The sequence below is a fragment of the Actinomadura rubrisoli genome, from assembly GCF_004349215.1.
Lineage (GTDB): Bacteria > Actinomycetota > Actinomycetes > Streptosporangiales > Streptosporangiaceae > Spirillospora > Spirillospora rubrisoli.
Map to the genome: position 1 here is coordinate 1 of NZ_SMKU01000296.1, position 11,920 is coordinate 11,920.

Here is an 11,920-nt window from a genome sequence, read left to right on the forward strand (position 1 = left end):
GAACGTGGGCTCGCCGCCCGCCGAGTGGAGGCGCAGGGTGACGTAGTCGTCCAGCGAGGGCGTGCGGGCACCCGCCTGGTTCGCGATCTGCCAGGCCACACCGTCCAGCCAGGCCCGGTGGGACGCCCTGGTTCCGCAGGACGGTGTAGATGTTCTGGACGCCGTCCTGGGTCGTCATCTCGCGGGTCACGGAATGGCGGTCGTTGTCCAGCGCGGCCGTCAGGATCGCCATCTCGGTCAGCGCGCGCACCGGGGGCGAGTCCATCTCCGAGGCCGGGACCTCCGCGCCGTTGGCGATCTCCAGCAGGGAGAACGTGGGCTCGCCGCCCGCCGAGTGGAGGCGCAGGGTGACGTAGTCGTCCAGCGAGGGCGTGCGGGCACCCGCCTGGTTCGCGATCTGCCAGGCCACACCGTCCAGCCAGGCCCGGTGGGACGCCACGAACCGCTGGACCTGCACGGGCGTCCCCGTGGCCCGCAGCCGGGCGGCGATGTCCGCCAGCGCGCGGGTGTACACATCGCCCTCGGACGCGCCGGGGACCTCCAGGGCCCGCTGGGTCCGGTACGCCATCGGGACGAACTCCTCCGGACGGCTGCTGTAGTACCCCACGTCACAGCGGGCGTCGTCGAAGGCGAAGCCCCAGTACACCCACAGGACGGCCACCAGCAGCCCGTCCTCCACGGCGAAGGGGGCGAAACGCGCGTAGAAGTCGGCGCTGTGGGTGCCGACCACCCGGGCGCGCTCACCCGGGTCGGCCCCCAGCCCCTGCCGGTCGATCCACTCGATCGCGCGGCGCTCGCCCCACGCCCGCGCCGGGTTGATCCGCGATTCCAGCGGGCAGAAGATCGGCGGCAGCTCCAGCCGTTCCAGAACGCTCGCCGGCTGTGCCTCGTCCACGCGATTCTCCCGTCCCGATGGCCGACGCGGACGCTTGCCACCTGCCGTAATTACTGAACGCTACGAATAATTACGGTAAGTGACAGACGGTGATCGATTCAAGCGGAAGACGGACTCAGAACCCCGTATCCGGAATGCCTTACCTTTCGGACACCCCCGCGCCCACCCACGGGACGCGTTCACCGTGATCGCGCGGGGCGTCCATTGGGTACTGTACGTAGTTTCCCGGATACCCTTCACCACAGTTCTCGTGACACTATGCAGTTGATTGCTCGCACGAAGTGAGCTGCATCTTCTGGGAGACCACAGTGCGGAAGAAGACCATGGCCCTCGTACCGGCTCTCACCGCCGGGATCATCGCCGTCTCCGCCGCCGCGGCGCAGGCGTCGACGATCGTCGTCTACGAGGGCGACCACTACTCCGGCCGATCGATGACGATCAACAAATGCGGGATGAGCAACATCCCCGAGGCGTTCCACGGGTCCTACAAGTGGTACGCCACGGGCCAGAGCGCCCGGATGTACAACCAGCCGAACGCCGAAGGCGTGATGCACTACGAGCTGAGCGCCCGCCACAACAACGAGCAGGCGACGCCCTTCGGGTGGAAGAGCATGTTCATCGTGTGCTGAGAAGGCCGAGATCCCGGCCGGTGACCATTCCGGCCGGTGAGGACGGTGCCGCGCCCCCACGCCGGCGCCGCGTCCAGTCGCGCGCTGCTGGGGGCGTGGCGGCGAGGTCGGCCGCGGCGTCCCGGCGACGGCACGTCCAGGTAACAGTCTCGTAAGATGGTTCAGGCGCGGCCGACGGCAAGATCGACAGTATGACGGTTTCGCTGTTCGCCCTGGAAGACGCGGTTCCGGGCCCGCCTCCTCACGCTGCGGGGAGGGGCGGCGCACGCCCTTCTCTCGCCTGGGAGCCGACGTTCGACCCGGCCGGTCTTTCACGGCCGCAACGGCGAGGCGCGGCGTGTGTCGTATGCGGCAAGCGCTGGCCGCGTCCGAGGGTCAGGGCGGGCCGTTTCCCCAACGGCGGCGGGGCCTACGCGTGTGAGGAATGCGCGCCTGCCATCAGGCCATAGGACGGCGCCGCGTCGGGTTCCGCAGGGCCGGAACCTCACCGGCCGTGGCCGGTCGCCCGCCGGAGAGATGAGCGCCTCGATCAGCAGGTCCGCCGGGAGCCGTCCCGGATGGGCGCCATGCGGCGATCCTGTCCTCGGGCGGCGCCGGCGGAATTCCCCTCTATCCCACCGCGGCCGGTTGCGGCAACCGGGGTCCCCCGGGTTAACGTCGATGACGACAGATCGCGGGGGCCCGGCGAACCGGGCTGAGATTGCGGCTGGGACGGCCGCTGACCGCTGGAACCTGACCGGGTAATGCCGGCGTAGGGAGAGATCGAGTCGTCATGACCGAAACCGTGGTTTCATCTGCCCGCAAGACGTACCTCCAGGGTTCGCGGCCCGATGTGCGCGTGCCCATGCGGGAAGTGCCGCTGACCAACGGCGACGCCGTCGTCCTGTACGACACGTCCGGGCCGTACACCGACCCGTCCCACGAGACGGACGTCCGCCGGGGGCTGCCCCCGCTGCGGGACGCGTGGATCGCCGAGCGCGGCGACACCGTCCCCTACGGCGGGCGGTCCGGGCGCCCCGAGGACGACGGGCGCCGATCGGACGATCCACTGCGCGAGCGGGCCGCGTTCCCGCCGCGGCGGCCCCGCCGGGCGAGCGGAGAGGCGGTGACGCAGCGCGCCTACGCCCGGCGGGGGGAGATCACGCCCGAGATGGAGTTCGTGGCGCTGCGCGAGGGCGTGCCGCCCGAGTTCGTCCGGGACGAGCTGGCGGCGGGACGCGCGGTGCTGCCCGCCAACGTCAACCATCCCGAGACCGAGCCGATGATCATCGGCCGGAACTTCCTGGTCAAGATCAACGCGAACATCGGGAACTCGGCCGTCGCATCCTCGATCGAGGACGAGGTCGAGAAGATGACGTGGGCGACGCGGTGGGGCGCCGACACGATCATGGACCTGTCGACGGGCCGCGACATCCACACCACGCGCGAGTGGATCCTGCGCAACTCGCCCGTCCCGGTCGGGACCGTCCCGCTGTACCAGGCGGTGGAGAAGGTCGGCGGCGACCCCGCCGCGCTGACCTACGAGGTCTTCCGCGACACCGTGATCGAGCAGGCCGAGCAGGGCGTGGACTACATGACCGTCCACGCCGGGGTGCTGCTGCCGTACGTCCCGCTGACGGCGCGCCGCAAGACCGGCATCGTGTCCCGCGGCGGCTCGATCATGGCGGCGTGGTGCCTGGCGCACCACGAGGAGAACTTCCTCTACACCCACTTCCGGGAACTGTGCGAGATCTTCGCCGCGTACGACGTCACCTGGTCGCTCGGGGACGGGCTGCGGCCCGGCTCGATCGCCGACGCCAACGACGAGGCGCAGTTCGCCGAGCTGCGCACGCAGGGCGAGCTGACGCGGATCGCGGCGGAGTACGGCAACCAGGTGATGAACGAGGGCCCCGGGCACATCCCGATGCACAAGATCAAGGAGAACGTCGACCTCCAGCAGGAGTGGTGCGACGGCGCCCCCTTCTACACGCTCGGGCCGCTGACCACCGACATCGCGCCCGGCTACGACCACATCACCTCCGCCATCGGCGCCGCGATGATCGGCTGGTACGGCACCGCGATGCTCTGCTACGTCACGCCCAAGGAGCACCTCGGCCTGCCGGACCGCGAGGACGTCAAGGCCGGCGTCATCGCCTACAAGATCGCCGCGCACGCCGCCGACCTGGCCAAGGGCCATCCGGGCGCGCAGGCCTGGGACGACGCGCTGTCGGACGCCCGGTTCGACTTCCGCTGGGAGGACCAGTTCAACCTCTCCCTCGACCCGGGCACCGCCCGCGCGTTCCATGACGCGACGCTCCCGGCCGCTCCCGCCAAGACCGCCCACTTCTGCTCGATGTGCGGCCCGCACTTCTGCTCGATGAAGATCACGCGGGACGTCCGGCGCTACGCCGACGAGCACGGCCTGGCCGAGGAGGAGGCCCTGGCCGCGGGCATGCGCGAGAAGGCGGGCGAGTTCCGCGCCGCCGGAGGCCGCGTCTACCTGCCGGTGTCCCCCGCCGGCTCCTGACCGCCGTCCAGAGCCCGCCGCCGGACACGCCCGGCGGCGGGCTTCGCCTTGCCAAAGTGGAGCACTGCTCCGTATCGTCAATCGGAACATAGCTCCGCTTTAAAGGAGGACCTGTGACGACGACGGTGGAGGCCACGCGGCGACGGCTCGGGCGCGTCGGCGTATGGCTGAACGCGGTCACGACGACGGCGCCCGCCGACGAGCAGCGGCGCGCCGCGGCCGCGATCGAGCGGCTCGGCTACGGCTCGGTCTGGACCGGCGAGGCGCCCGGCGGCCGGGACGTGTTCGTCAAGCTCGCGATATGGCTCTCGGCCACCGACCGCATCACGGCCGGCTCCGGGATCGCGAACCTGTTAGCGCGGCCGCCGGTGACGACGCGCGGCGCCTCCGACACCCTGGCCGACGGCTTCCCGGGCCGCTTCGTCCTGGGCATCGGCGTGGGACATCCGAGGCAGGCCGCGGGAGTGGGCCAGGACTACGGCCGCCCCTTGACCCGCGTCCGCGACTACCTCGGCGCGATGGACGACTCGTCCGGCGGATGGCTGGTGCCCGCGGCCGCGCCCGCCTTGCGGCCCCCGCGCGTCCTCGCGGCCGTCGGCCCCAAGATGCTCGCGCTCGCCGGTGAGCTGACCGACGGCGCGCACCCGTTCGCCTCACCCGTGGAGACCACCGCCGCCGCCCGCGAGATCCTGGGGCCGGGCAAGCTCCTCATCCCCGAGCAGGGCCTCGTCTACGACCCCGACCCGGCCCGGGCCCGCGACGCGGCACGGGCCTACCGCGCCGACGTCCTGAAGCAGATGGAACGCGCCGGCGGCGCGCTCGCCCTGCCCTACGGCCGCAACCTCCTCCGCCTCGGCTACACAGAGGAGGAGATCACCCAGGTCAGCGACCGCGTGGTGGACGCCACGATCGCGCACGGCGACGAGGAGGCGATCGTCCGGCGGATCCGCGAGCACCTGGACGCGGGCGCCGACCACGTCCTGGTGAACCCGCTCGGAACCGACTTCCCGGGCATCATCACGGCCCTCGAACGGCTGGCCCCCGCGCTGACCGACCTCTCCTGACGCCTCCGCCGTGCCGGGGCCGCGCGGCCCCGGCACGGCGACCCGGGCGACGCGGGAACGCCGCGGCTAGGATCGAGGGACCGTTCCAAAATCGGCGGCGTCCCTCATCTCGCCCCGTCCTGCCCAGGAAGGACCGAAGCGTCAGGTGACCATCGACGACACGCCGCAGGCCCCCGCGCCCGACCACCGCCTAGCCCGCACCCGCACCCGCACCGAACGCGCCGACGTGCGCCGCAACCGCGCGCGGCTGCTCACCGCGGCCCGGGAGACGTTCCTGCGCGACGGCGCCGACGCCTCCCTCGAAGGCGTCGCCCGTCTGGCGGGCGTCGGCATCGGCACCCTCTACCGCCACTTCCCCACCCGCCAGGACCTCCTGGAGGCCCTGCTCACCGACGTCTACGACGACCTCGCCGCCCGCGCCCGCGACCTGCTCCCCTCCCCCGAGCCCGGCGAGGCCCTGATGACCTGGCTGCGCGCGTTCATCTCCCACGTCACCGAATTCCGCGGCATGGCCGCCTCCGTCCTGGTCACGCTCCGAGACGAACGCTCCGACCTGTTCCACTCCTGCCGGACGATGCGCGCCGAGGCCGAGTCCCTGTTCGTCCGCGCCCAGAAGACCGGCGACGTCCCCGCAGCCGCCGACTTCCCCGACGTCCTCACCCTCGCCGGCGCCATCGCGATGGCCACCGAACAACAACCGGCCACCGCCGACCGCCTGGTCTCCCTAGCGGCAACCGGCCTCCTCTCCCCCAAGCCCCACTACGGCCAGTAGCCGCACCGCCCCGGACAACCGGCCTCAGGGCGGATCGCTCCCCTTCGCGTCGGCCGGGAGCCATCCCGACGTAGGGGGTGCATCCTGTTGGGTGGTTCGGTGGCGACTTCGGCCGGAGGGGAGCGGGACTGGTGAAGGATGAGGACGTTGCCCTGGTATGGCGGCCCGGCGAGGTGATCCTCGGGCTGTACGAGGTCCGTGAGGAGATCACCAGCGGCGGGATGGGCGTGGTCTACCGGGTCTTGCACCGCGGGTGGAACGTGGAGCTGGCGGTGAAGGTGCCGCGGCCCGACTTGGTGGCCACGGGAAGGGGAGTGCGGGAGTTCGAGACCGAGGCGGCGACGTGGGTCGGTCTGGGCGCGCATCCGAACACCGTGAAGTGCGTGTACGTGCGCACCCTGGGAGGCGTTCCCCGGGTGTTCGCCGAGTGGCTGGACGGGGGCAGCCTCGCCGAGGCGGTGCGCGACGGGCGCCTCTATGCCGGTGGTCGACGTGCGGCCCTGCGCCGTGTCCTCGATGTCGCCGCGCAGACTGCGCGGGGGCTTGAGCACGCGCATCGGAACGGCCACATCCACCAGGACGTCAAGCCCGGGAACGTGCTTCTGGACCGCGGCGGAACAGCGAAGGTGACCGACTTCGGGCTGGCCGGAGCGCGTGCCGCAGCCGGGGAGGGCGCCACCGCTCCGCCGGGCGCAAGCCTGCTGGCCGGGTACGGGGGAATGACCCCGGCGTACTGCTCTCCCGAGCAGGCGGAGGCGGCCGAGCGTGTGAGGGGGTCCGGCGGGTCCCGGCCGAAGCTGACGCGGGCGACCGACACGTGGTCGTGGGCGTTGACCGTGCTGGAGATGTTCGTCGGGCATCCGCCGTGCCTGGCCGGGCAGACCGGCGCCGAGGTGTTCGCCGCGTTCGTCGACGCCGGGGCCGCCGCCCAGACGTTCGCCGGGGAAGAGGACGAACGGCTCGCGGCCATCCCCGCCATGCCCGGTGGCCTGGTGGCCCTGCTGCGGGATTGCCTGACTCCAGAGCCGGCGGAGCGGCCCAGGGACATGGGCCGGATGGCGGACGCCGTCGCGGACGTCTACGCCGAGGCCCTCGGGGAGGCCTATCCCAGGCCGGAACCGCTGACGGCGGTGCGCCTGGCCGATGAACTGTCCAACCAGGCCCTGTCGATGCTGGACCTGGGACGAGACGACGAGGCCGGCGCGCTGTGGCGGCGGGCCGCCGAGGCCGACCCCCGCAACCCGCACGTGACCTACAACCGCGGCCTCCATCTGTGGCGCACCGGAGAGCGGACCGACGCTGAGGTGGTCGCCGATCTGGACGGGGTCCGCTCGGCCCACCCCGGGGACTGGGAGCCGGGGTACCTGCTGGGCCTGGTGCATCTAGAGCGCGGTGACGCGGAGGCCGCACTGGAGGCACTGCGGAACGCCGGGCGGCGGAAGTCCGGCGTCCCCGAGATCACCGCCGCGATCGAACGGGCCGGCGCCGCGTCCCGGCCCGGACGGCCGCGGGTTCTGACCGGGCACGACGGGCCGGTGAACGCCCTCGCCTTCAGCGGGGACGGCCGCTTCGGCCTCTCCGCGGGCGAGGACGGAAAGGTCCAGGTGTGGGATCTCGCCCGGCGCCGGTTCCGGCTTCGGGGTCGCGGCGGCCCGCGCCGCGTGTGGACGCTGGAGCCACCGAGAGCGGAGTACGGCGTCCGGGCGATCGCGGTCGACGCGGCGGGCGCCCGGGCGGTCTTCGGCGGGCACGCCGGCCCCGCGCAGGTCTGGGACCTGCACGCCGGTCGGCTTTCGCACGAGCTCACCAGTGCGGACGTCTTCAGCGTGTACGAGACCGTGGACGTGGCGTTGACCGGGAACGGGCTGTTGGCGTTGACCGTGCACGGCGACGGAGCCATCCGGGTGTGGGACGCCGTCACCGGCCGCTGCCTGCGGCTGCTGGCGGAGGGGCACGGGAGCGCGTACGCCCACTTCGCGTCGGTGCACGTCGACGCGGACGGCGGTGTCGCGTTCGGGCGCGTCTGGGCGACCGGTGTCGCGCACGCGTGGGACGTCCGCACCGGCCGGGTGCTCCGCACGTTCGGCGGAAGCTCCTCCATGGCGGCGATGAGCGCCGACGGCGAGACCGTCGTCACTCAGGAGGGACACGGCCACGACGCCCGCGTACGGATCTGGGACCGGGAGACCGGCCGGGAGGTCCACGCCCTGAACCGCCCCGGCGGTATGGGAGACGAGTTCGCCGTGAGCGGCGACGGACGTTACGCGATCTCCTGCGACGTGAACGCCATGGAGCTGTGGGAACTGGGCACCGGCCGGCGCCTGCGCGCATGGCCGACGCCGGAACGGGCGATGGCGGCGGCGCTGAGCCCCGACGGCGGCAGGGCCCTCATCGGCGACGACGAGGGCAAGGTCGCCCTGTGGGACATGCCGGATCCGGGCCCCGCGGCACCCTGGAGCTACCCGCTCCCGCGCGAGGCGGCCGACCGGCTCCACGAGGACGAGGAGGTGGACCGCGCGCTCGACCGGACTGCGGAGCTGATCGCCGAGGGCCGCTCCGGCGCGGCCGCCGACGAGATCCGCCGGGCCCGGGCCGTCCCCGGCTATCGGCGGCACCGCGTCCTGCTCGACCGCTGGCAGGACGTGGCGCGAACCGGACGGCGCGCCGCCCTGTCCGACGCGTGGGTTCGCGACGCCCCGTCGATCGTGGGCGGTTTCCGCGTCCCTCCCGTGACGAGTCGCGACGGCTCGCTGGTGCTGACCGGCGCCGAGGACGGGACGGTGCTGGTCTGGGATCTGGCCCGGGGCACGCGGCGGCACGCTCTGCCGGGGCATGACGGGCGCGTCCACAGCCTGGCCCTCTGCGGCGACGGCCCGATCGCGCTGTCCGGGGGTGAGGACGGCACCGCGCGGGTCTGGGATATCGAGTCGGGCCGCTGCCTGCACGTGCTGGACGGCGATGGGGGCGAGGTCGACGTGGCGGTGAGCGCCGATGGTCGCGTCGGCGTGTCGGGCGGGGGGAACAGGGACATCCGCGTCTGGAACCTGGAGACGGCCGAACCTCTCGCGGAAGTCACCGGTCGGCGCACCACCCACGCCCTTCGGATCCTGCTGAACGCCGACGGGAGCCGGATCGTCTCGGCTGCCCCGCCTCATTGGACCCCGCATATCTGGGAGGCGCGGACCGGACACCTTCTGCACGTTCTGCCGCGAGACCTCGGCGGCGGGCTGGTCACTCAGACGTTGACCCTGAGCCGTGACAGCGACGTGCTCCTGTCGGGCCATATGGACGGAACCGTGCGGGTATGGGACGTCCGGACCGCAGAGACGCTCCACACCATGTTCGGCCATGACGAACCCGTACGGGAGGTCGCCGTCTCCGCCGACGGCACGACCGCCGTCTCGGTGAGCAAGGACTCGACGATGCGCATCTGGGACCTGCGCTCCGGGGAGGGCCGGCGTGCCGTCGGCGACGTGGGCGTGGAAGCCTGGTCCGTCGTGGTCAGCGACGACGGCTGCTTCGCCGTCACCGACGGCGTGGACGATCAGGTGAGGGTCTGGGACACCGGCGACGGCGAGTGCCTGCGCGTGCTGGGCCGCCACGAAGCCTCCGTGGAGGCCCTCGCACTCAGCGCCAACGGCCGCATCGTCGTCTCGCTCGACCACAACGGCGTCGCACGCGTCTGGGAACTGGACTGGGAGTTCGACTTCCCCCAGTGACGACGTCTACGGATGCCGTTGGCGCCTGAGGCTTGAGAGCACCGAATACCTATCACCGACCTACCCGACGGCCCGTCCGCCGATGTGTTGAAGGACCGCCGGGGCTTGACCACCCGCGCACTGAGAGTTCCAGCGGACGCATCACCGCGCGTGACACACCGGTGATTTCGACACTGGCAAGTCACTCGATCGTGACCAGCAGGCTGATCCGGACTACGAACAGGCCCCGGCCGCCCACGCGCGGCTCAACGGTGGCGGCCCTCATCCGTCCTGCCGCCGGGACGGTGGTCGTCCGGGCGACCGCGCGGTCGTTCGCCGCCTCGCCGGGCTGTCGTCTCAGGCGGGGACGGCTATCGCGGTGGCGATGAGGCCGTCGGTGATCGTCCATCGGCCGGTGAAGCCGGTGAACGGGGCGTCCGGGACGAGCACTTTCGCCGTGAACGTTCCGTCGGGTTCGAGGGTGAGGGTGGCGTCCTCGAAGCCGAGCCATCGGCGCGCCACCGGGAACCACGCCTTGTAGACGCTCTCCTTGGCGCAGAACAGGAGCCGGTCCCAGTGGACGTCTGGGGAGGCGCGGGTCAGTTCGTCCAGAAGCGGTAGTTCCTCTTCGCGGGCGATCGCGTCGAGGACGCCTTCGGGCAGAGGGCCGTGGGGTTCGGCGTCGATGCCGAGCGTCAGCATGTCGCCTGCCTTGGCGATGGCGGCGGCGCGGTAGCCGTCGCAGTGGGTCATGCTGCCGACGACGCCGTCCGGCCAGCGCGGTGCGCCGCGCTCCCCCGGCATGATCGGAACGGGCGGCAGGCCCAGGTCGGCGAGGGCGCGGCGGGCGCACCAGCGGACGGTCGTGAACTCCAGGCGCCGCTTCTCCACGGCCCGCGCCAGGGCGGTCTCCTCCCCCGGGAGCAGGGCCGCCTCGGGTGGGTCGTGGTAGGCCGCGGCCGTGGCGACGCCCGGCGGCAGGATCCGCTCGATCACGACTCCTCCGGCGCGGGGAGGATGCGGCGCGGGCCGCGCGGGGTCTCGCCGCGCCTGCGCCACTCGCGCGGGTAGCCGACCGACACCTCGACGTGCGGGACGCCGTCGCTCCAGATCGTCCGGGGGATGTGGAGGTGCCCGTAGACGACCGAGACCGCGCCGAAGCGGACGTGCCAGTCGGCGGTGCGCTCGCTGCCGCACCACTGCGCGAACTCGGGGTACCACAGGACGCGGGTGGGTTCGCGGATCAGGGGCCAGTGATTGATGAGGACGGTTCGGCTACCGGCCGGCAGTTCTGTCAGGCGGCGTTCGGTGTAGGCGATCCGCGCGTCGCACCAGGCGTCCCGGGTGGGGTACGGGTCGGGATGCAGGTAGATCTCGTCGGTGCACACGACGCCGGCGTCGTGCGCGATCTTCAGGGCCTCCTCCTTGTTGGACGCGCCGTCCGGGCGGAACGTGTAGTCGTACAAGACGAACAGCGGCGCGATCGTCACCGGCCCGCCATCGCCGTCCCACACCGGGTAGGGGTCTTCCGGGGTCAGCACGCCCAGGCCCCGGGCCATGTCGACGAGCTGCTGGTAGCGGGCCTCGCCGCGCAGCCGGACGGGGTCGTCCTTGGTCGTCCAGAGCTCGTGGTTGCCGGGCACCCAGATCACGGTGGCGAAGCGTCCGGCCAGCGTGCGCAAGGTCCACTCGATATCGGAGAAGCGCTCGGCGACGTCTCCGGCCACGATCAGCCAATCGCCCTCCGAGGCCGGCCGCAGCCCCTCGACGAACGAACGGTTGTCGGGGAAGCCCACGTGAAGGTCGCTGATGCCGTAGAGACCGCTCATCCAGCGATCGTAAGCGGCGCGAAGGGCGGTCCGATCGTCTGGAGCGCGCGGACCGGCCGTAATCGGACAGGGCCGTCCGACGGCCGGACCTGCGCGGGGTCCCGGACCTGCTCCGCCTTCTCCGCGGACCGGACGAAGGTCATGTACCGCCTTAGGACGGGGTGAGACAATTCACGCTGAGCCGGTGGAGGACGGGTGGTGGTTCGGTGGACGCGCCTCAGCCGGCGCCCGCCCGCGACGAGGACCTGCGAGCGCGGCTCGCGGCGGGCGACGACGAAGCACTGGGCGAGATCTACGACATGTTCGCGCCGCTGGTGCACGGCCTCGCGCGCCGGGTGACCGGCGACGCGGAGGCCGCCCGCGACGTCACGCAGGAGGTGTTCGCCGGGCTGTGGGAGCGCCCGCTGGCCTTCGATCCGGAGCGCGGCTCGCTGCGCGGCTGGCTCGCGACGCTGGCGCACCGCCGCGCGGTCGACTGGGTGCGCCGGGAGTCCCGCCGCCGCCGTCCACCGTCCGCGCCCCATCCC

Annotated in this window: 9 protein-coding genes, 1 pseudogene and 1 riboswitch; of the genes and pseudogenes, 6 read left to right on the forward strand and 4 right to left on the reverse strand. The window is 72.2% G+C overall.

The genetic code is table 11. The features are described 5' to 3' along the window. Both E1298_RS51995 and E1298_RS36195 read right to left on the reverse strand, forming a co-directional pair. On the reverse strand, positions 1-99 hold a 99-nt coding region (locus E1298_RS51995), incomplete at its 3' end, for a terpene synthase family protein (RefSeq protein ID WP_424923194.1). 88 nt (positions 100-187) lie between these two features. Next, positions 188-895, reverse strand: a pseudogene (locus tag E1298_RS36195) (terpene synthase family protein); the annotation flags it as partial. Positions 896-1,203: 308 nt separating this feature from the next. On the opposite strand from E1298_RS36195, the gene E1298_RS36200 reads away from it, so the two are divergent. The 5 genes from E1298_RS36200 (at position 1,204) to E1298_RS36225 (ending at position 9,585) form a co-directional block, all read left to right on the forward strand. Then, a complete protein-coding gene (locus E1298_RS36200) occupies positions 1,204-1,524 on the forward strand; it encodes a MiAMP1 family antimicrobial peptide (RefSeq protein WP_131901463.1) in 321 nt (106 codons plus the stop codon). Between the two features lie 663 nt (positions 1,525-2,187). Then, a riboswitch (TPP riboswitch) is annotated at positions 2,188-2,301 on the forward strand. Next, positions 2,297-4,030 (forward strand): phosphomethylpyrimidine synthase ThiC, encoded by a 1,734-nt coding sequence (gene thiC, locus E1298_RS36210; protein ID WP_131901467.1) that lies wholly within the window; start codon positions 2,297-2,299, stop codon positions 4,028-4,030. It overlaps the preceding riboswitch by 5 nt. 113 nt (positions 4,031-4,143) lie before the next feature. Next, on the forward strand, positions 4,144-5,094 hold the full coding sequence (locus tag E1298_RS36215) for a TIGR03620 family F420-dependent LLM class oxidoreductase (protein ID WP_131901469.1): 951 nt from the start codon (positions 4,144-4,146) through the stop codon (positions 5,092-5,094). A gap of 145 nt (positions 5,095-5,239) precedes the next feature. Then, positions 5,240-5,866: a TetR/AcrR family transcriptional regulator gene (locus E1298_RS36220; RefSeq protein WP_243726021.1), complete on the forward strand. Its 627-nt coding sequence runs from the start codon at positions 5,240-5,242 to the stop codon at positions 5,864-5,866. A gap of 131 nt (positions 5,867-5,997) precedes the next feature. Beyond that, positions 5,998-9,585, forward strand: coding sequence for a WD40 repeat domain-containing serine/threonine protein kinase (locus tag E1298_RS36225; RefSeq protein ID WP_131901471.1), 3,588 nt, complete (start codon positions 5,998-6,000; stop codon positions 9,583-9,585). A gap of 336 nt (positions 9,586-9,921) precedes the next feature. Here the strand turns inward: E1298_RS36225 and E1298_RS36230 are convergent, their stop codons facing one another. Together E1298_RS36230 and E1298_RS36235 are read right to left on the reverse strand one after the other, a co-directional pair. After that, a complete protein-coding gene (locus E1298_RS36230; RefSeq protein ID WP_131901473.1) occupies positions 9,922-10,560 on the reverse strand; it encodes a 4'-phosphopantetheinyl transferase family protein in 639 nt (212 codons plus the stop codon). Continuing rightward, on the reverse strand, positions 10,557-11,393 hold the full coding sequence (locus E1298_RS36235) for a metallophosphoesterase family protein (protein WP_131901475.1): 837 nt from the start codon (positions 11,391-11,393) through the stop codon (positions 10,557-10,559). The genes E1298_RS36230 and E1298_RS36235 overlap by 4 nt, the downstream gene beginning before the upstream one ends. A 206-nt stretch (positions 11,394-11,599) precedes the next feature. On the opposite strand from E1298_RS36235, the gene E1298_RS36240 reads away from it, so the two are divergent. After that, a partial coding sequence (locus E1298_RS36240; protein ID WP_207945048.1) for a sigma-70 family RNA polymerase sigma factor occupies positions 11,600-11,920 on the forward strand: 321 nt, incomplete at its 3' end.

What these genes read in the sequence shown, in the direction of transcription:
- thiC (WP_131901467.1), top strand. Translation starts at nt 2,297, where the DNA reads ATGACCGAAACCGTGGTTTCATCTGCCCGCAAGACGTACCTCCAGGGT.
- E1298_RS36235 (WP_131901475.1), bottom strand. Translation starts at nt 11,393, where the DNA reads ATGAGCGGTCTCTACGGCATCAGCGACCTTCACGTGGGCTTCCCCGAC.